This window comes from Alkaliphilus pronyensis, assembly GCF_009017275.1.
Lineage (GTDB): Bacteria > Bacillota > Clostridia > Peptostreptococcales > Natronincolaceae > Alkaliphilus_C > Alkaliphilus_C pronyensis.
On sequence record NZ_WBZC01000009.1, the window covers coordinates 1 to 19,759 of the forward strand.

The window sequence follows — 19,759 nt, forward strand, 5'->3', positions numbered from 1 at the left end:
CAAGTACTTGGTTTTCCTTTTTTTGCTTTATAAGCTTTTTACTATTTCATTGCACTTTCTAATGCTCTTTCTACTGCTTGCTTCCACTTATTACTTGAGCCAGTTGCGCCAGTGTAAACATCTATATCAGAGCCGTTAGCCTCAATGAATCTTGCAGGTAGCTGCTCTACAGCTTCGTGATACTGGGGCCAAGCATAATCTTCACCTTTAAACTCATATGCTCCTGTTTCAGGGTTAGCTTTAGCATCCTTTAATTCTACATTAACTATTTTATCATTTTCTATAGTTACCCAAGCAACTGATACTCCCTTCATTTCATCAGATATTCCTATGAAGGTTCCATCAAAGTATGTGTTTGAGTTTTTTGCTTCAATAAGTGCCTTTTCTAATGCTCTATCTACCGCTTGCTTATAGCCTATACTTGAACCTGTAGCCCCTGTAATAATATCTGCATATTCACCATTGGTTGCTACTATCTTCTCATTATATAGGTCTGTAGCTTCGTGGTATTGAGCCCATGGATAGTTATCACCCTTTGCTACTCCTGTACTGCTTACTCCATAAACATGGGCATAAACTATTTTATCATTGGCAATTATTATGTCAGCTACTCCAAAGCTTTTTGAGGATGCATCAGAAACTCCTTTATAATATCCATCTACATATAGCTTTGTTGTTCTTGCACTATCTAAAGCTCTGTCTACAGCTTGCATCCATTTATTACTTGATCCAGTTGCGCCAGTGTAAACATCTATATCCGATCCATTAGCTTCAATAAACTTAGCTGGCAATTCCTTTACTGCTTCATGATATTGTGGCCAAGGGTAATCCTCTCCCTTGAACTCATATCTTCCTGTCTCTTCGTTAGCTTTCGCGTCTTTAAGCTCTACCTCTACAATTTTGTCCTTTTCTATAGTTACCCAAGCTACTGAAATACCTTTACCTTCATCTGATATACCTAAGAAGGTACCATCAAAATATGTATTAGTATTAGTTGGCTCGATAAGTGCCTTCTGTAACCCTCTTTCAAGCGCTTGCTTATAGCCTTCACAAGAGCCAGTTGCACCTGTAATAATATCTGCAAACTCTCCATTTGTCTCAACAATTTTTTCATTATATATAGCTGTTGCTTCGTGATAAGCATCCCATGGGTAGTTTGCATCCTTTAAGGCACCTGTTGAACTTTGTCCGAAGACATTTGCGTATACAATTACATCATTTTCAATAGTAATTTCTACGTGATTTAAGCTCTTTGAGGATGCGTCAGATGTCCCTAAAAACGTTCCATTTCTGTAGATTTCACCTGAGGGTCTATCTCCTTCGTATAGGAAAACGTTTTTACTTATTGGAGCTTGATGGTAATCGTATCCTAATATTGTAGCTACCTCATGGGCAGGTGCATAGGATGATCTACCTACTATAAGAACTTTGCTGAAATAATTTAAGTTATTGTTTCTGTAAACCTTCATCTCAGTGCCACGGTTACCTGTTTTAATGTCATCAACTTGATCTTTGCTGTCCAATAAAAACGCACTATGACTATCAGCATCATAATGGACATACAGACCCTTTGATTCAGCCATTTCTCTAATTGGAAGATAAACGACCTCGTCAACTAGTAATGGTGAGGTATTAAGAACTTTTTCTTGGTTATTTAATACAACTACACCCTTAAACTCTTGAGTACCTTCTGCTGTTGCTGCAAAAGAGCTCAAGGATAATGGTATTGTCAGTGCAATAACCAAAATCACTGCAAAAATCTTTCTCATTAAAATTCCTCCCTTTTTATTTTATTAACAACACTTTTAAATATATATGTTGTTAAATTAACAACAGGCACAAAATTCTTATGTATTTATTTAGCAATATGACTATAATTTTCTTAATAATAATTATTATATAATATTATCTTCACTATAGCAAACCCCAATAATGTATGTTTCTTTACATTTTGTTGACAAGTTGATATAATTAATAAAAATTTCAACAAAATGTAATATTATTATATAGATATCTTTTGAGAATTATCTTTATAATGTGTATAGGGAGTGTATGTCTATGACTAAGGGTGTAGCAAAGACCATTATATTAATACTAATAGCTTTAGTGCTTTTAACTGCCTGTGGTGAAAAGGAGCTTCTTCCATTCCAAAAAGATGAATATGTTCTCGGTGGTATAAGGGGTAGGATTATGATTTTCGAGACCACTGAAGACAAAGCGGAAAAAAGCTTTAGAAAGGCATATGACCGTGTTGGTAAAATTGAGGCCTTGATGAGTACTACTGTTGTGGGTAGTGATGTATATAATATTAATAAAAATGCAGGAAAAGCTCCAGTAGAGGTTAGTACCGAAACTATAAAGGTAATAGATATAGGAAGAGAATATGAGAGTATTACTGACGGTGCCTTTAATATTGTTTTAGGATCACTCATAGAATTATGGGGAATAGGTAAGGAATGGCAAAAGGTGCCTATAATGGAGGAAATTCAAGAGGCTAAAAATCATATTGATATTAACTCACTAGAGGTTACTGATGCTACTGTTTATATTAAGGATGCCAACATGTTGATGGATTTAGGCGGTATAGCTAAGGGCTATGCAGTGGATGAAGCAGCCAAAACTTTATTGGACAACGGTGTTAAGCATGGTTTTATTGAACTAGGAGGAGATATTTACGTAATTGGTAATAAAGCCAATGGAGAGCCGTGGTACGTTGGTATTCAAAATCCCTTTATTGGTGAAAACAATGCTGTTGCACGTATACCTATAGCTAACCAATCAATTGTAAGCTCTGGGGACTATGAGCGTTATTTTATTGAAGATGGAGTACGGTATCATCATATTATTGACCCCGAAACTGGCTATCCAACTGTTAACCAGCTTGTAAGTGTAACAATTGTTTCAGACTCTTGTATTGAAGGAGATATTCTATCTACTGCTGTGTTTGTAATGGGATTAGAGAAGGGTCTGGATTTTGTTGAGTCCCTTGAAAATGTTGAAGCAGCATTAATTACAAAGGATAGGGATGTATACGTTACATCTGGAATGAAGGATATTATAGAAATTAGAGATAATTCATTTACAATAAAGGATTAATATAAAGGAGCTATTAAGCTCCTTTTAAATTTATGAAAAAGCCTACCTTCAATCAAGAATTTCTACATCTGGCTTCAGCTTATAAATTACATCTTTTCTTTCAACGATAATGGTTGTCTTTTTACTTAATTCTTTATCTTCCTTTATTTTTAGTAATAGCTCCTTAGCTGGATTAATTGCAACTGGATTGCCAACTAGCTTTAGCATTGCAAAGTCACCATTAGTGTCTCCATATGAATAACTGTTTTCTAAGCTTAAATTGTAATGCTGTAAAAATTCTGTTATTGCATTATGCTTATTACTGGAATCCCACATTTGAGCAATTTCTCCAGTAAACACGTTATTTTCATCCACCAAGTATTGCGTACCTTTAAAATCTGTTACTCCATATTTTTCAGCCATCTTCTCCACCAGATAATCTGGGCTACCGGAAATAAAGAATATTTTATGCCCCTGTTTTTTATGCCAAATAATTTGCTCTCTAGTATAGCGATATACCCTGTCACCCTTCATTTCTATTACCTGATTAGATATAAAGTCTATTTCTTTTCTGTTTAACCCCTTCATTGATTCCAGATAGATTGCTGCTACCTCTATTAAGTAGTCTTCATAATATCCTTTTCTTTGATCCCAGTTGAGAAAGGATTTTTTTGCATCCCTATACCATATGGCAGGATCAATTATTTCGTATCTAATTAGCTTCTGAAAATGCTCCAGCATAAGGGAATTTCTATATAGTGTACCATCTATGTCTATAAAAACACCAATATTATCCATAACCTAACCCCCAAAGACTTAGTATTTATATAATTATACACTATATTTATGGTGTAAAACATAAAGATTATTACCAGTATACATATTTACCGTTGGTCTGATATTGTTAGATGCCGCTAAGCTCCATAGGATGTTAGGTTTTATGTATAAAAACTGATAAGAATAAATCTTATCAGTTTTTATTATGCTTTAGCCACAAGCTTAGTTATTTCATTTGTTATTTCTTGTGGAGCTATTTCATTAGGGCTATAGGAATTGATTAAATCAACTAAAGGCTGGTAATTCTCATAAAAAACAATTATTATGTCTCCAGCCTTTCCATAATCCATTGCTTTCTTTAATGCTTTAACCTCATTGCATTCTATCTCCATTTGATCCTCCCTTAGTCCACCTAAAGCACATCCCTTTTTAAGGATTTTTGCAACCTCCTCTGCCCCTCTGCCTCGTAGGTCTTGATCCTCCTTTATATAGGCATAATCGAAGTATTTACCTGATATTTCTCCAATTTTTAATATGCTTATGTCGGGTCTATCTCCTGGAACACCTATAACTCCTATAAGGCGACCAAGCTTAAGCTTCTTTAAGCCCTCTAAAACCTTATAATATCCGTCAATGTTGTGGCCATAATCAATAATTACCTTAAAATCTTTAACATTGAAAACATTAAACCTACCTGGATTATGTTTATTATCTGTATTAAACTCTTTTAATGCTTCAGCTATTATTGATATATCTACTCCTAAGGAATATGCACCAGCAATGGCAGCCATACTGTTTTCAATATTATGCTTTAAAGCACCGCCAAAGGTTGCAGGAATACTATTAACATCTATTATTGGAATGTTGCTTTTACCGTCAAATAAGCATATACTATCTTTTTTTATAAATACAGCTTTCCCACCAACAGACATATGCCTTTTAATTAAGGGGCTGTTGGAAGACTCACCGAATAGTATTACTTCACACCTTACATTTGCTATTATTCTTTGGGTGTAGGGATCATCAGCATTTAGTACTGCATACCCATCTGGCTTTACAGCCTCTACAATTAGTGCTTTTACATCTGCCATCTCCTCAAGGGTGTTTATTCCATCTAGCCCTAAATGGTCATCTCCTATGTTTGTGATTATTCCAATATCAGCCTCTTTATAGCCTAAGCCTTTGTTTACAATTCCTCCCCTTGCGGTTTCTAAAACCGCCACCTCTACTTCTTTATCCATTAATACAATCTTTGCACTTTGGGGTCCAGTGGTATCTCCTTGTATAATTAGCTTGTCATTGATATAAACTCCACCTGTACTGGTCATGCCTACAGTCATGCCATTTTTTCTCAAAATACTTGATATCATTCTAGTTGTTGTGGTTTTTCCATTGGTTCCAGTAATGGATGTTATTGGTATTGAGTGGTTTGTCCCATCTGGGAACAACATGTCTACTATTGAATTTGCAACGTTTCTACTTTTTCCAATTGAGGGAAAATGGTGCATACGAATCCCTGGGCATGCATTTATTTCAATTATTGTGCCACCTGTCATTACTATAGGCTTAGATATATCTTCAGTTATAATATCTACTCCTGCTATATCTAATCCTATTGCCCTTACTGCATTAATAATAAGCGTCTTGTTGCTTTCATTGATTTCGTCAGTAACATCAACAGCAATACCACCAGTGCTTAAATTGGCATTCTCCCTTAAAAAGACAACCTCCCCTTTACTAGGAATATCCTTTAAGCTTTTTTTCCTTATTTCTAAAAACATCATCATAACATCATCAATTTCAATTTTTGTTAATGGCTTTTCATGTCCAAAGCCTCTGTTTGGGCTTTTATTTTCAAATTGTATCAGCTCTTCTATTGTATTCACACCATTCCCTATCACATGGGTAGCTATTCTTTGAGAAACTGCTACTACCCTATTATCTACTACTACAACCCTATAGTGTTTACCTGGGATATATTTTTCCACCAAAGCTCTTTTACTATATGCTTGGGCTATATCATATGCCCGCTGTACCTCCTGCCTACTTTGTAGCTCTATTGATACCCCCTTGCCTTGATTTCCATTAAAGGGCTTGACAACAACAGGGTACCCTATTTCTTCAGCCACCATTATTGCTTCATTACTGGATAATACTGTTCTTCCTGGTGGTACAGGTATATTTATAGATTTTAATATTTCTTTAGTAAGCTCTTTATCACTTGCTGTATCCACTGCTATACAGCTTGTTGCATCCGTTATGGTGGCTTGAATTCTTCTTGAATATTTACCATAGCCAAGCTGGACTAGGCTATTGTCTCCAATGCGTAAACTAGGAATACCTCTTTTGCTAGCTTCATCAATGATAGCAGCAGTACTGATACCTAACCCTTTTTCTTGAACATTATTCTTAATTTTCTCTAATCTATGGTTTAAGTCTATTTCTTTGTCATTTAAAATGCTTTTTAAAACATCAAATGCCAGTAAGCCTGCTTCATACCCTGCTGTTTCATTAATGTATGAAAATACAATACAGTATACTGTTTCATTTTCTAAGTATCTTGTTTTACCAAACTTCACATTATAGCCTAACATTGTCTGAAGCTCTAAAGCAACATGCTCTAATATATGGGCTAGATATGTTCCTCTGTTTAGCCTGTCTAAAAATCCCCCTTCATAATTTCTACTACATTTATGGTTTTTTAAGCCTGGTAACAAGCTTAATAATTTATTATTAAAGCCTTCTATATCGCAGGAGGGTATATTTACATACTCTTCTAGGTCTATATCCATTCGTATAACAGGCCAATAGCTATAAATGCTTATACCTGAATATACCCTTGCACTTATTAGCTTCATTTTATACCTCCTCGTTTTTATCCAATTGAAGTATTGGGTTTCTAGCTTTCAGATTAAATCCATAGCCAGTTGGTAGTATGTGTAGCTTTACATTGGTTATTACTAGCGGGTCATCTGGGTGCTGCTCAGATATATTGGTATAATCTATATCCCTTCCATCAACAATTGTAATTACACCAGACCCTATAACTCTTATCTCATTTTGATTATTTACAATCATGGCAGTATCTTCATCAATACCTATCCCTAAGCTAACTGGATTTTGTGCAACTGCACCCAATAGCCTTCCAATTCTACCTCTTTGATTAAAATGTTGATCTATTATTACTTCATCTAAAAAACCCATACCTGGGGCCATTTTTATTGTGCATTTTCTTGGTGCATCTTCTTCTTCCCCTTCCACCACCATGACTTCACTCATCATTGATGCTCCGGCACTGGTACCTGCAACTATTACTCCATTCTTTACAGCTTCAAGAACATGACAATGAAAGACGGTTCCTCCTAATATACTAGAAATCCTTAGTTGGTCACCACCTACGAAAAATACACAGGTCATTTCTTTTAGCTCTTCTGATATTTGTCTTCTATTTGCTTCTTTTCTATTAATTATATTTATTGTTTCTACCCTTTCTGCATCAAGGTCATAGAATAATCTTTTATACTCCTCCCCTACCTCTAAAGGATAATTTGTGGCAGTAGTAATTATTGCAATTTTAGATTGTTTACCGCCTGCTAGATGAACCACCTCTTTTAAAATATCTTTGTTAGCTTTTTTATCTTCTCCTCCACCAATAATTATGAGTCGAGTTTTCTCTTTAATAGCCATAAATAGCTCCTTCCACAATAAAACTATTAATATTTTTTCCTTAAGCCATTGAAATATTCAAGTTTTTACTGAACAAATTTATACTGTCTAAAATTAGGATAAAAAAAAACCGTGAAGGACTTCACGGTATTTTATGGATAGTTATTATTTGTTTTTTGCTTTTATCTCATCTAAAACTGACATAGCAATATTCGCTGAATGGTCAGATATTCTTTCCAAGTTACTTATAATATCAAGGAATACTATACCAGAACTAGGATTACATTGATGATTATTTAATCTGTTTATATGATTTACCCTTAGAATTTTTTCCATCACATCTATTTTACCCTCTAATTCAATAACCTTCATAGCCAAGCTGCCATCAAGATTTTTCATAGCTGTTAATGAATCTTTATATCCTCTCGTTACTGTTTCAGACATCTCTTCTAATTCAGCAATAGCTACCTCCGAAAACTCTAAATTATTATCTATCTTGTATTGAGCCAGTTCTGCAATGTTTTCCGCATGATCACCTACTCTCTCTATATCATTAACAGTATGGAACAAACCATCTACAATTTCACGATTTCTATTTGAAATATTTGTGTTTGACAATTTTACTAAATATGTAGATATCTCACTTTCGAGTTCATTTATTGCTTTTTCAATCTCCAATGATTCATTTACTTTTTTTTGATTGCCTTCAAAAAAGCCCTTTAAAGATGCTTCCAAACTCTCTCTTGCATTATTTCCCATGTGCAAAGCTTCTTTTATTCCACTAGCTAGTGCAATTGATGGAGTTTCAAGAATACGATCATCTATGTATTTAATACCTTTATTTGTATCTTCCTCTCCAGGTATTATACGTTTAACAAATGATACCATAATCCCAGCAAAAGGAAGTAGAATTAATGTGTTAGTAATATTGAATATTGTGTGGGCATTTGCAATTTGTCGAGGTACATTATCAGGATTTAAAGCTGTAATTACTCTATATACAGGTTCTTGTAGTAATAATATAAATATTAAGGTTCCAATAGCATTAAACAAAAAGTGGAATGCCGCAGCCCTTTTAGCTGTTTTATTGGCGCCAATACTTGATAAAATAGCCGTTACAGTTGTACCCATATTGATTCCAAATAAAACAGGTAGACCTGATTGTATTGGAATAAGTCCTTCCATTGCTAAAGCTAATAGAATACTTGTAGAGGCTGAACTGCTTTGTACTGCTACTGTAATGGCAAAACCTGCTAATATACCCAAAATAGGAGTGTTACCAAAACCTACAAGTAGATCTCTGAAGGCTTCTGCCTCTCTCAAGGGTCTAAGTGAATCTCCCATAAACCTCATACCAATAAAAAGTATACCAAAGCCAATGAAGGCCTCTGCAATTTGCTTTAGCTTTCTATTCTCTGTAAAAATCCAAATTCCAACTGCAATACCAACTATAATTGGAGCAAATTTTTCAATTTTAAAGGTAATAATTTGGGCTGTAATAGTTGTACCAATATTTGCTCCCATTATAATACCCACAGCCTGTGTAAGCTTCATCATACCTGCATTAACAAAGCCTACCACCATAACAGTTGTAGCACTACTACTTTGAACTATCATTGTAACAACAGCGCCTACAATAACTGCCATAAAACGGTTGCTTGTTAGTATGCTTATAATTGATTTTAACTTATCCCCTGCTGCTTTTTGTAGTCCATTACTCATAACATTCATACCATATAAGAATAGTCCAAGTCCACCTAATAAGCCAAAAATTATATCCATTTGCATACCTCCGAAATAACTATACTATCTATTAAGTACAACTTATCTCAGCGGCGTTACCAACACTCCCGATTCATAGGGAATATATAAGTGCCGCCAAGCTTCTAAATAAGTGCTAACTATTAATATTACTATTACTTATTTAAAATAGTATGTTATATATTTTTAAATCCTTCGTTAATTATTTTAACATGTATTTTACAAAATGTTAACATCAAATCTGTAAAAGTCGGTTAAATTAAAAGCCTGTTCTTAGAATATTTATTTATCTCTGCGGTGTTACTAACACTCCCGATTCATAAGGGAGAGATAAGTGGCGCCAAGCTTCGAAATAAGGGTTACTAGAGTTCAGGTGGAGTTAAAACTACATCCAAACTAAGTTTTCTTTATAAATTAGGGATATACAATTAAATAAATTTATGTTATTCTAAAATTGAAATTTTGCCTATAATAATATTGAGGAGGAGTACTTAAAATGTTTGAAAAAGTCCGTAGTATAATTGCTGAACAACTTGGAATTGATGATGCTGATTCTATAGAAAGAACAACATCGCTAATAAATGATCTGGATGCAGATTCATTAGATGCAGTAGAAATTATTATGGCAATTGAGGATGAATTTGGCGTTGAAATACCAGATGAGGAAGCAGAAGCCTTTAAAAACATTGGCGATATTGTTGATTATGTAGAAAGCAATAAATAAATGAAAAAGTGCTATATTAATTAGCACTTTTTTTATTTTTTGCATGGACATATTACCATATTCAATTTATAACATACTTTATATATGAGACATATTTTTTAATAAGTAAGGAGGTTTACACATGGATGTAAGTAAGCAAAACGGAAATGATATGAAATATCCATCAGGTGAAGATGGAGGATATGGAAGTTTTCCCTGCATGCCACCTATGGGTGACGTTGGTATGATGCCACCTAATATGATGGGTGCTATGCCCGACATGATGTATGGCACTATGCCTGGCATGATGCAAGGTGCTATGCCTGGTATGATGCATGGTGCTATGCCTGGTATGATGCATGGTGCTATGCCTGGCATGATGCATGGGGCTATGCCCGGCATGATGCATGGGGCTATGCCCGGCATAATGCATGGGGCTATGCCCGGCATGATGCATGGTGCTATGCCTGGCATGGGTTGTATGCCCTGTCCACCACCTCAGGGTATAGAGGAGTATGATACTCTTATGCAGGAACATATGGAGAAAATGTATTATATGCACATGTACTTAGCTTCAATTAATAAGGCTGAAGCATATAGGAACAAAATGATGTATTGCGATTACAACTCACATCATGAGGACTGTTAAGGTCAGGGTCACTTACTGGCCCTGATTTAGCTGTTGAGGTATAGGTAAGCTGCCTCTTAAGACATAGCAATAGCTTAGTTTATTTTTACATCCTGTACAAAAATGTTTACTGTTTCAACATGGATTTCTGTCATAGCCTCTATTGCTGTTTTTACCTTCTCTTGAACCTCTTTAACTACTTCAGGAATAATGTCTCCATATTTAATGACTACTGAAAGATTTATTATTACATTTTTCTTTTCATTGGCAACATTAACCGCCTTTCTTGGATTATCTTTTCCAATATGGGCTGAAGCTCCCTTTGATATGCCACCAGTAAATGAAACAATCCCTTCTACTTCTTCAACTGCCTTCTTTGTAATTACCATAATTACATCACTGGCTATTTTAATTTTACCCTGTTGACCTTGTAATTCCATTGAGTTTTTTGACATAATATCCCTCCACTTAATATTATCTTATATATTACTATTTCTGGCACCCATTACCACAGCTACCCCCACAGGTTTTTGTAGAGTCTTTAGTGACTCCATTAAAGTCTGCCGATAGATTTATATCTTGAATTAAGAAAACTCTATTGTGATCATGGTTATAAATTATTACTTGGCAATCATTGTTGCGACATGTATAATATTCTTCATTTATTACCATTGCCTCTACTTCTTTTTTTACTACTGTTTTAACCACCAAATAGTGTATAGCTTCTCCTAGCCTTTTACACATAGGGCATTTTATTTCAGCTGTATTTTGTCTTCTACTTTTACAACGCATCTTGTAAACCCTCCATAATACATAGAATTATAGTAAGAATTCCTTAATCAATTGAAAGGCCTCTTGAGGATTATTAGTATTCTTAACTAGCTTTTCAATTGGACACATATCCGACTTAACCCGATTATATATATAAGGTACTTCTTCTTCATACTCATACATAATATTATTTTCCTCGAAAATCTTTTTAGCTTCGCTACTGATAGTTTCTGCAAAAACCATTTGAATACTACTAAAAACTATTAGTAAAGCTGCTGCTTTTCCAATCACTTTATCAGCCAGCACCATATTTTGAAAAATGCTTTTATCATGAATTAAAGGTAGCATTAATGGTTTTATTCCCTTTTCTACAGAGGTGTAGCAAACCTCTCCATCCTTTACTAACACACAAGAAAAGTTACCCTTCATCAGCTCTCTTTTAGCTAACTCAAGTTCTAGCATGATATCTCCCCCTCCACACTTAATTAGTATGTATTCATTATTAATACTAAACTATGTTATACCTTTCCAAAATGACAAATAGGAAAGCTACATTCTTTACATTTTAAGCATTGTCCACCATATCCCAAGCCAGTAATATCTCTTCTTTCAATTGCTTCACCAGCAAAAACCCTAGGCAGTAAAATGTCAAAGGCAGTAGTATGTGAAAACATAACACAGCCAGGTAACCCCATTACTGGTATGTGATCTAAGTATGAAACCAAAAGCATAGAGCCTGGTAATACAGGGGTTCCATAGGCTATAATTTCAGCACCTGTAGCTTTAATTGCTCCTGGTGTTTTGTCGTCGGGGTCTACTGACATTCCGCCAGTAACTACTATAAACTCAGCTCCCATCGTTTTTGCTTCAAGGATAGCTTCCTTAATTTCATCTATATCATCTGGTACAATTGTATTCATAATCACTTCACAATTATATTTATTCAGCTTGCTTTTTACTACAGGTCCAAATTTATCTTCTATTAAGCCCCTATAAACCTCACCACCAGTTACAATTATTGCAGCCTTCAACTGTTTAAAGGGCTTAACCCTTAGCATCGGCTTATTAGAGGTAGACAATATATCATTTATTGCTTGTAGCTTTCTCTTAGAAATAATTAGAGGTATTACTCTGAAGCCACCAATTAATCCATCCTTTTGAATATTTACATTCCCATGAATTGTTGCAAGGCAAACTTCACCTAGATCATTTACTTCATCTAAAAGTCTTCTATCTATTTTCAATAAACCATTATATTCAGCCTTTATATTTATTTTTCCCTCACTTGGTTCTGTAAAATATACACCTTCTCCACAAATAAGCTCTCCTATTGAGACTGCTGCATCATCCTCATGTAACTCATCTTCTTTAAGCTCAATAACATAAATATGCTCCTTACCTATTCTTAGCAAATGCTCTATATCCTTTTTTGAAATAACATGTCCTTTTTTAAATGCAGCTCCTTTAAACTCTCCTGGTCTTATTTCTGTTAAATCATGGGCTATAACCTTGCCAATAGCTTCTACTGTGGGTATTGCCTTCATACATACTCTCCTATTCTAATATGAATTATTGTAAATAAACTAAGTTTTTTTATAATTATACCACATATAGTCACCATAATAATAAAGGTCTATATTTTTATTAAAATGCAAGCAAAAAAAGACTCAAATGAGCCTTTATATTAATTGTAATTAAATTTTACTAGTAATCTATCTTCTAGTTCTTTCATGCATTTTTTCAAATACCTGATGGGGAGCTAAACCCATAGCTTCTACAACCTTTCCACTATCCTTTACATTACTTGCTATGTTAAGATTATTTATGCTATTAACTACTATTGCATCATACTCATCTAAGTTTATATCATTAATATTGTCATTAAAGTATAAGGAGTTAACATTGTAGCCATGTTTAGTATAATAGTTTTTTACGTCCTCAAGTGTATTTTCAACAACTACCTTTTTTTTCATAGAATCCCTCCAAATTATTATTAGACTATTAATTCTTAAAAATAGTATTACCAGTAGTTGTTTTTTTATAATTTAATTTATTATATTATTCCATTACTTTTAGGTTGGGAGAGATAATTAAGCTAGCTTCAGTTGCATTAACTACATCTTCAACACTAATATTAGGGGCAATTTCCTTTAGCAATAATCCTTTATCTGTTACCTCCATAACACCCATTTCAGTTACTATTAAATTCACCTGACCCTTAGCTGTTAGTGGAAGATTGCAGTTTTTTAAGATTTTAGCCTTTCCCTTTGCCGTATGCTCCATTGATACAATAACTTTTTTCGCCCCTACAACCAAGTCCATTGCTCCACCCATGCCTGGTACACGCTTACCTGGTATCATCCAATTGGCTAAATTCCCCTTTTCATCAACCTGTAAGGCTCCCAAAACTGTTATATCCACATGTCCACCTCTAATAATTGCAAATGATGTAGCACTATCGAAAAAAGTAGCCCCTTTTCTTGCCGTAACGTGAACTCCACCAGCATTTACTAAATCCTTATCAATTTCATCCTCTTTAGCTATTGGACCCATTCCTATAAATCCATTTTCCGATTGAAGTATTACTTCAATATCCTCTGAAATGTAGTTTGCCACCATTGTTGGCATACCTATACCTAGATTAACCACATCTCCATCCTTTAGTTCCTTAGCTACCCTACTAGCTATTCTCTGTCTAAAATCTTCCAATTACTTCACCCCCTACTATATAATTAACAAATACTGATGGTGTAACTACGTTACTACCTTCAATTTCTCCAGCTTCCACTATCTTTTCAGCTTCAACAATTACTATATCAGCTGCTGTTGCCATTATTGGGTTGAAATTTCTTGTAGATTTGTTATACCATACATTACCCTTTGTATCCACAATACTTCCTTTAATTAGAGCTATATCGGCTTTAATGGGGAGTTCCAGCAAATATGTTTTCCCTTTAACTTCAATTTTTTGCTTACCCTCCTCAACAATTGTACCTATACCGGTTGGAGTTAAAATTCCCCCTAACCCTGCTCCTGCAGCCCTTATTTGTTCTACTAAGGTTCCTTGAGGCACCAATAAAACCTCTAATTCACCTTCGTTCATTTGCCTTCCTGTTTCAGGGTTAGTACCAATATGAGATGTAATTACCTTCTTAACCTGCTTGTTTACTATAAGCTTACCAATTCCTCTATCGGGAAACCCAGTATCATTACATATAATAGTTAAATCCTTTACATTTCTTTTAATTAAACAGTCTATTAAGCCTTCTGGAGTACCATTGGTCAAAAACCCACCAATCATTAAAGTCATACCATCTTTAAGCTGTTCATATACCCTTTCCATAGAAATAACTTTTTCCATTCAATAACCCTCCCTTTCTACATAGGTAGTATTTCTCTAAAAAATAAATATTTCCTGTAAAAACTTTGCCAAAAAAATATTATATATCTTTAGAATCAATTTAATAATATGTATAAAATATGTAAAATGCTTGTAAATTTTTTAATAAATATATATTTTTTTATATATTTATGTGTTAATTTATTGAAAATAAATACATAATTTGCTATACTGTCTTAGTAAATTATTTCATATTTTGTCACATTTTGCATTTATTTATCCGTTTACATTGTTACTTTTTTGTAGGCAATTAATTAAGGTATAAAGGGGGAATGCATTTTGGAAATAATTTCACAGGGGGAAAAAATCAAAAGACTAAGAAAAATGATCGGTCTAAAGCAGGAGGATTTAGCCTCACATAAAATTACCCGTAGCCTTATAAGCATGATTGAAAACGGTAAAAGAGGACTGACGTTTGATACAGCAAACATAATAGTACAAAAGCTTAATAAGTACAGTAATAGTTTTGATAAACCCATAACAGTTGAATACTTAATGGAAACAGAAGTGGATCAAGCAAAATACTTTGCTAACTATGAGTTAATAAGAGTTGATAAGCTTATTTTAGAATCAGCCTTTTCTAACTACCATTATACAATGGAATGTATTGAGAATACCACAAAAATTATAGAGCTATGGAAATTAAATGAATACCTACCTAAATTGCATGTTTTAAAGGGGAAGCTCTATTATAATACACATCAGTATGATAATGCTAGGGAAAGCTTTCAGGAGGCCATTTGTGTTTACAGTAATGAAGAAAACCATGAGGAAATTTCTTCCCTTTATAACCTACTGGGTAAATGCTATTTTACGGAATTATTTATTGATAAAGCGGTATACTTTTTTCAAAAGTCCTACGAAATTGCTACTATTAACAAGTGTTGCAGGGAAATAAGAATGATGGCTTTGTTTAATTTGGTTTTAAGCTATTATGAAGCAAAGCAGTATAATACTTCATTAAAATATATAAGTAAGTATATGATGCTAAATGAAAATAGATTAAGCTCAAATACATATGATGAGTTGTTAATAATAGAAGCAAGTATTTATAGTGAAATCGGGAACAGCAAAGGGGCTGAAGATATTTTCAGTATGTTACTTAACAGAAGAGATAGTTTTAGCACAAATACCCTCGCACTGTTATATTTAAAGCTATCAATTTTTTATAGACAAGATTCTAATTATAAAAATTCTTTATTATATATTAAAAGGGCCATGAAGCTTAAGGATGGTATAATTCCTACTCTGGTACCTAAAATATATGTGGCTTTAGCAGAATATCATATAGAAATGAAGCAATATAATGGAGCTTTAATAGTGTTGCAGGAGGCTAAGGGAATATGTGAAGTTATATCCAACAACGAAGGGTTAATAGATGTTTTCTTTTTGAAGGCTTCTATTTACATGAAAATAGGTGAAGGTGTATCCTTAGCAGAGGCCTACTTAAAAAAGGCAGAAGCTATTATTCTAGGCAAAGCAATTATAATAAGGGTAAAGCTACAGCAGCTTTACTCCTATTATACGGAGCTATACTACATTACACAGAATGCCGATAAGTTTTATCAATATAATGAAATGATACGTAATTTATCTATATTTTAAAGTTTTAGGAGATGATTATAATCATCTCCTATTGCCATGTTTTTCTTCATAGACAATATCTTCAATATTGTTATTTTCGTCTAATATTAGTACCTTTGGCTTAAAGGTACTGGCTTCCTCCTCATTCAACCAGCAATAGGCAATTATTATAACCTTATCTCCTGGTTGAACTAGCCTTGCTGCTGCACCATTTAAGCATATTACTCCACTTCCTGCTTCACCCTTTATGACATAGGTTTCAAATCTTGCCCCGTTGTTATTATTAACTATTTGCACCTTTTCATTAGGATAAATATTGGCCTCCTTTAGCAGGTTTTCATCAATTGTTACACTTCCTACATAGTTAAGGTTAGCTTCTGTAACTGTTCCTCTGTGAAGCTTTGACTTAAAAAAATTTAACATCATTGTTTATTCCTCCATAATTATATTATCGATTAGTCGGACATTTCCTACTTTTGCTGCAATTGCTATTAATACCTTACCCCCTATAATACTAACAGCTTCTAAGGTAGGAAATTGTAACATCTCTATATAGTCAATATTTACAGTAGGCTCTTGACTTATAATTTTTATAATTTTTTCCTTAATAGTAAAAACATTTTTTTCTCCACAGTCAACTATTTTTTTAGCCTCCATAAGACCCTTAGAAAGTATTAGTGCAGCTTGTCTATCTTCTGGACTCAGTAAAATATTTCTTGAGCTCATGGCTAAGCCATCTGGTTCCCTAACTATTGGGCATGGAACTATTTCTGTGTTAAGAAATAAGTCCCTAACCATTTGCTGTACTACAGCCACCTGCTGTGCATCCTTTAAACCGAAGTATGCACGGTTGGGTTCAACTATTTGGAAAAGCTTATTAACAATGGTTGTAACTCCTTTAAAGTGTCCTGGCCTTGAAGCTCCACAAAGCTTATCAGTTATATCCAGTACTTCAACATAGGTTTTATGTCCAGTAGGATACATTTCTTCTACAGTAGGATGAAACATGTAGTCTGCACCTGCAGCCTCTGCTAATTCCTTATCTCTTTTAATGTCTTTAGGATATATTTCATAATCTTCATTTACACCAAATTGAGTTGGATTTACAAAAACACTTACAATAACTATATGGTTTTCTTCTCTAGCTCTTTTAATAAGAGATAGGTGACCATCATGAAGATAACCCATGGTGGGAACTAATCCTATGGTTTTATTAAAGCTTGCTTTATAGGAGTCTACAATTTCTTTCATTTCTTTTACGGTTTTAATTGTCTTCATTAATCCATCACCTTTAGTATAATTTTTTTAATATTTCTTCTTTAATTGAAAAGGTATGCTTTTCTTCTGGAAATTTACCAGCCTGTATTTCTTCACAGAACTGAAGAACAGCTTGCTTAATATTTACTCCAACATCACAATATTTTTTTGCGAATTTTGGAGTAAAGTCACTAAACATACCCAGCATGTCCTGTGTTACTAGAACCTGACCATCGCAATACTTACCTGCACCTATACCTATTGTTGGTATTTCTAGTCCCTCAGTTATTATTTTTGCTAATTTTTCTGGAACACACTCTAGAACAATTGCAAATACTCCTGTCTCCTGAAGTAGCTTAGCATCCTCTAATATTTTTCTTGCCTGCCCCTCGTCTTTACCTTGAACTTTAAAGCCCCCCATCATATTTACAGATTGTGGTGTTAAGCCTAAATGACCAATTACAGGTATCTGTGCCTTTACAAGAGCATTTATTTTGTCAATAACCTCTTTTCCTCCCTCAAGCTTAACTGCTTGAGCATTGGCCTCTTGAATCATTCTACCTGCATTTTTAATAGTATCCTCTATACTTACATGGTAGGATAAAAATGGCATGTCAGCAATAACTAAAGCATTTTTAGCACCTCTTGAAACTGCCTTAGTATGATGAATTATGTCATCAACTGTTACCTGTAGAGTATTCTCGTACCCTAATACAACCATACCGAGGGAGTCACCTACTAGAATACTATCTACTCCAGCTTCGTCTATCAGCTTAGCAGTTGAATAATCATATGCAGTTAGCATTGAAATTACATGCCCCTCCCCTTTGCTTTTGGCAAATGATGCAGTGGTAAATTTCCTCATATAATCTCCTCTTTCCATAAGGTATTTAGACAATCGACTATTTTCTTATCCTTTAGCTTTTTTTCATTAGCTAATTTTGTAGTTTCTTCACCTAGCCTCTTATAAAACAAAGCTTCGTTAGGTGCTTTTACCTTCATTACATCAAGATGCTTTCTAATGGTATTCACATCTCCACGTGCTATTGGACCTGTTAGAGCTTCTACTGTACCAAAATCCTTGACATTATTAAGACTGCCAATAATTAGAGGATACATTGCCTTAAAGCCTTCAATTTCATTAATATCGGCGGCCTTTAGCATTTTTATTGAAAGATCCATAAGTGTTACTAAATAGTTAGAGACTACACAGGCAGCTGCGTGATACAAGGGTTTGTTTTTTCCATCTAAAATAAAATATTGATTACCGCAAAGCTTCATAATATTAACTAGCTTATCAAGATTTTCTTCGTCTCCTTCTATACTAAAGACTGTATTTTTAAGGTTTTCTACAGCCACATCTATATTGGCAAAGGCTTGAAGCGGATGAAGGGAATATATACTGCAACCAAACTTTTTTGCATTATTGAATACTTCTGAACTGTGGGCTCCGCTCATGTGTACCAAAAGATGATCCCTTCTTAATTTTCTGGTGTTACTTATTTCATTACAAATGGACTGTAAAGCATCATCGGGGGTTGTAACAAATATAATACCTACAGTGTCTATTAGCTGGTGAAGCATTTCAAAAGGTTTACTATCAGTATAATTGGCACTTGCTACTGCTGAGCTATAGCTTCTACTATAATAGCCCATTACATTAAACCCATTATCAACTAAATATTTCCCGAAGCTCCTTCCCACCTTACCTCCACCAATAAAGCCTATTCTCATTTTTTACCCTCCTCTAATACTTCTACAATATAATAAAGCCTTTTTCCATGAGATTTAGGTATCACAGAAAAAGGCATACAAACATAAAAAACCTTTTTGAGGTAACAAAAAGGTGCATATTAAATAAGCTGTCTACCTCTGTCTCAGACCCCACGGCTTTGAGCAGAAACTAATTTTATTTTTATTATGGTATAGCTCATTATAATGATGCTATCCTTAAGCTTAGTTTATCACAAGGTTATTTTACATACAAGCTTTATATCAGTGGCCTTACTAGGTCTTCTGCTTTTAAGGGGAGATAAGTACCCCATAGCATCAAAATAAGTACTACTAGAGTTCAGGTGGAGTAAAAACTTCGCATGAACTAAATTTTCTTTAAAATATGGTATTGATTGTTATTTTA

General features: G+C 34.2%; 20 protein-coding genes. 4 read left to right on the forward strand and 16 right to left on the reverse strand.

Annotation, left to right across the window (positions count from 1 at the left end):
- Positions 1 to 41: 41 nt before the first annotated feature.
- Positions 42 to 1,769, reverse strand: a complete 1,728-nt coding sequence (locus F8154_RS02420) for an FMN-binding protein (RefSeq protein ID WP_151860001.1) — start codon at positions 1,767 to 1,769, stop codon at positions 42 to 44.
- A 289-nt stretch (positions 1,770 to 2,058) separates the two neighbouring features.
- Between F8154_RS02420 and F8154_RS02425 the strand changes: the two genes are divergently transcribed.
- On the forward strand, positions 2,059 to 3,096 hold the full coding sequence (locus F8154_RS02425) for an FAD:protein FMN transferase (protein WP_243141136.1): 1,038 nt from the start codon (positions 2,059 to 2,061) through the stop codon (positions 3,094 to 3,096).
- A gap of 48 nt (positions 3,097 to 3,144) precedes the next feature.
- On the opposite strand, the gene F8154_RS02430 is transcribed toward F8154_RS02425, so the two are convergent.
- The 4 genes from F8154_RS02430 to F8154_RS02445 form a co-directional block, all read right to left on the reverse strand.
- Entirely contained in the window at positions 3,145 to 3,873 is a 729-nt protein-coding gene (locus F8154_RS02430) for an HAD family hydrolase (protein WP_151860003.1), read from the reverse strand.
- 182 nt (positions 3,874 to 4,055) lie between these two features.
- Entirely contained in the window at positions 4,056 to 6,710 is a 2,655-nt protein-coding gene (cphA, locus tag F8154_RS02435) for a cyanophycin synthetase (protein WP_151860004.1), read from the reverse strand.
- A gap of 1 nt (position 6,711) precedes the next feature.
- A complete protein-coding gene (locus F8154_RS02440; RefSeq protein WP_151860005.1) occupies positions 6,712 to 7,539 on the reverse strand; it encodes a cyanophycinase in 828 nt (275 codons plus the stop codon).
- Between the two features lie 144 nt (positions 7,540 to 7,683).
- Positions 7,684 to 9,300 (reverse strand): Na/Pi cotransporter family protein, encoded by a 1,617-nt coding sequence (locus F8154_RS02445; RefSeq protein WP_151860006.1) that lies wholly within the window; start codon positions 9,298 to 9,300, stop codon positions 7,684 to 7,686.
- Positions 9,301 to 9,775: 475 nt separating this feature from the next.
- Between F8154_RS02445 and acpP the strand changes: the two genes are divergently transcribed.
- Together acpP and F8154_RS02455 are read left to right on the forward strand one after the other, a co-directional pair.
- On the forward strand, positions 9,776 to 10,003 hold the full coding sequence (gene acpP, locus F8154_RS02450; RefSeq protein WP_151860007.1) for an acyl carrier protein: 228 nt from the start codon (positions 9,776 to 9,778) through the stop codon (positions 10,001 to 10,003).
- A 121-nt stretch (positions 10,004 to 10,124) separates the two neighbouring features.
- The gene (locus tag F8154_RS02455) at positions 10,125 to 10,631 is read left to right on the forward strand and encodes a hypothetical protein (protein WP_151860008.1); all 507 of its coding nucleotides are present in this window, start codon (positions 10,125 to 10,127) and stop codon (positions 10,629 to 10,631) included.
- A gap of 74 nt (positions 10,632 to 10,705) precedes the next feature.
- Here the strand turns inward: F8154_RS02455 and F8154_RS02460 are convergent, their stop codons facing one another.
- From F8154_RS02460 to F8154_RS02490, 7 genes are all read right to left on the reverse strand, one after another.
- Positions 10,706 to 11,065, reverse strand: a complete 360-nt coding sequence (locus F8154_RS02460; RefSeq protein ID WP_243141137.1) for an Asp23/Gls24 family envelope stress response protein — start codon at positions 11,063 to 11,065, stop codon at positions 10,706 to 10,708.
- 34 nt (positions 11,066 to 11,099) lie between these two features.
- Positions 11,100 to 11,402, reverse strand: coding sequence for a hypothetical protein (locus F8154_RS02465; protein WP_151860009.1), 303 nt, complete (start codon positions 11,400 to 11,402; stop codon positions 11,100 to 11,102).
- A 27-nt stretch (positions 11,403 to 11,429) separates the two neighbouring features.
- Entirely contained in the window at positions 11,430 to 11,843 is a 414-nt protein-coding gene (locus tag F8154_RS02470) for a DUF1893 domain-containing protein (protein ID WP_151860010.1), read from the reverse strand.
- Between the two features lie 56 nt (positions 11,844 to 11,899).
- Positions 11,900 to 12,925: a molybdopterin-binding protein gene (locus tag F8154_RS02475; RefSeq protein WP_151860011.1), complete on the reverse strand. Its 1,026-nt coding sequence runs from the start codon at positions 12,923 to 12,925 to the stop codon at positions 11,900 to 11,902.
- A 168-nt stretch (positions 12,926 to 13,093) separates the two neighbouring features.
- On the reverse strand, positions 13,094 to 13,354 hold the full coding sequence (locus F8154_RS02480) for a YkuS family protein (protein WP_151860012.1): 261 nt from the start codon (positions 13,352 to 13,354) through the stop codon (positions 13,094 to 13,096).
- 85 nt (positions 13,355 to 13,439) lie between these two features.
- A complete protein-coding gene (locus tag F8154_RS02485; protein ID WP_151860013.1) occupies positions 13,440 to 14,090 on the reverse strand; it encodes a 3-oxoacid CoA-transferase subunit B in 651 nt (216 codons plus the stop codon).
- A complete protein-coding gene (locus F8154_RS02490) occupies positions 14,077 to 14,742 on the reverse strand; it encodes a CoA transferase subunit A (protein WP_151860014.1) in 666 nt (221 codons plus the stop codon). Before F8154_RS02490 ends, F8154_RS02485 begins: the two co-directional genes overlap by 14 nt.
- A gap of 318 nt (positions 14,743 to 15,060) precedes the next feature.
- Between F8154_RS02490 and F8154_RS02495 the strand changes: the two genes are divergently transcribed.
- Positions 15,061 to 16,386, forward strand: coding sequence for a helix-turn-helix domain-containing protein (locus F8154_RS02495; protein WP_151860015.1), 1,326 nt, complete (start codon positions 15,061 to 15,063; stop codon positions 16,384 to 16,386).
- Between the two features lie 21 nt (positions 16,387 to 16,407).
- Here the strand turns inward: F8154_RS02495 and panD are convergent, their stop codons facing one another.
- From panD to F8154_RS02515, 4 genes are read right to left on the reverse strand one after another with little or no spacing between them, the layout of a single operon-like run.
- Positions 16,408 to 16,791, reverse strand: a complete 384-nt coding sequence (gene panD, locus F8154_RS02500) for an aspartate 1-decarboxylase (RefSeq protein WP_151860016.1) — start codon at positions 16,789 to 16,791, stop codon at positions 16,408 to 16,410.
- A 3-nt stretch (positions 16,792 to 16,794) separates the two neighbouring features.
- A complete protein-coding gene (gene panC / locus F8154_RS02505) occupies positions 16,795 to 17,643 on the reverse strand; it encodes a pantoate--beta-alanine ligase (RefSeq protein WP_151860017.1) in 849 nt (282 codons plus the stop codon).
- Positions 17,644 to 17,656: 13 nt separating this feature from the next.
- Entirely contained in the window at positions 17,657 to 18,487 is an 831-nt protein-coding gene (gene panB / locus F8154_RS02510) for a 3-methyl-2-oxobutanoate hydroxymethyltransferase (RefSeq protein ID WP_151860018.1), read from the reverse strand.
- A complete protein-coding gene (locus F8154_RS02515; protein ID WP_151860019.1) occupies positions 18,484 to 19,356 on the reverse strand; it encodes a Rossmann-like and DUF2520 domain-containing protein in 873 nt (290 codons plus the stop codon). Before F8154_RS02515 ends, panB begins: the two co-directional genes overlap by 4 nt.
- Positions 19,357 to 19,759: the final 403 nt, after the last annotated feature.

Coding starts and splice junctions, on each gene's coding strand:
- F8154_RS02420 (WP_151860001.1), bottom strand. CDS start 1,769: ATGAGAAAGATTTTTGCAGTGATTTTGGTTATTGCACTGACAATACCA.
- F8154_RS02425 (WP_243141136.1), top strand. CDS start 2,059: ATGACTAAGGGTGTAGCAAAGACCATTATATTAATACTAATAGCTTTA.
- F8154_RS02430 (WP_151860003.1), bottom strand. CDS start 3,873: ATGGATAATATTGGTGTTTTTATAGACATAGATGGTACACTATATAGA.
- cphA (WP_151860004.1), bottom strand. CDS start 6,710: ATGAAGCTAATAAGTGCAAGGGTATATTCAGGTATAAGCATTTATAGC.
- F8154_RS02440 (WP_151860005.1), bottom strand. CDS start 7,539: ATGGCTATTAAAGAGAAAACTCGACTCATAATTATTGGTGGAGGAGAA.
- F8154_RS02445 (WP_151860006.1), bottom strand. CDS start 9,300: ATGGATATAATTTTTGGCTTATTAGGTGGACTTGGACTATTCTTATAT.
- acpP (WP_151860007.1), top strand. CDS start 9,776: ATGTTTGAAAAAGTCCGTAGTATAATTGCTGAACAACTTGGAATTGAT.
- F8154_RS02455 (WP_151860008.1), top strand. CDS start 10,125: ATGGATGTAAGTAAGCAAAACGGAAATGATATGAAATATCCATCAGGT.
- F8154_RS02460 (WP_243141137.1), bottom strand. CDS start 11,065: ATGTCAAAAAACTCAATGGAATTACAAGGTCAACAGGGTAAAATTAAA.
- F8154_RS02465 (WP_151860009.1), bottom strand. CDS start 11,402: ATGCGTTGTAAAAGTAGAAGACAAAATACAGCTGAAATAAAATGCCCT.
- F8154_RS02470 (WP_151860010.1), bottom strand. CDS start 11,843: ATGCTAGAACTTGAGTTAGCTAAAAGAGAGCTGATGAAGGGTAACTTT.
- F8154_RS02475 (WP_151860011.1), bottom strand. CDS start 12,925: ATGAAGGCAATACCCACAGTAGAAGCTATTGGCAAGGTTATAGCCCAT.
- F8154_RS02480 (WP_151860012.1), bottom strand. CDS start 13,354: ATGAAAAAAAAGGTAGTTGTTGAAAATACACTTGAGGACGTAAAAAAC.
- F8154_RS02490 (WP_151860014.1), bottom strand. CDS start 14,742: ATGGAAAAAGTTATTTCTATGGAAAGGGTATATGAACAGCTTAAAGAT.
- panD (WP_151860016.1), bottom strand. CDS start 16,791: ATGATGTTAAATTTTTTTAAGTCAAAGCTTCACAGAGGAACAGTTACA.
- panC (WP_151860017.1), bottom strand. CDS start 17,643: ATGAAGACAATTAAAACCGTAAAAGAAATGAAAGAAATTGTAGACTCC.
- panB (WP_151860018.1), bottom strand. CDS start 18,487: ATGAGGAAATTTACCACTGCATCATTTGCCAAAAGCAAAGGGGAGGGG.
- F8154_RS02515 (WP_151860019.1), bottom strand. CDS start 19,356: ATGAGAATAGGCTTTATTGGTGGAGGTAAGGTGGGAAGGAGCTTCGGG.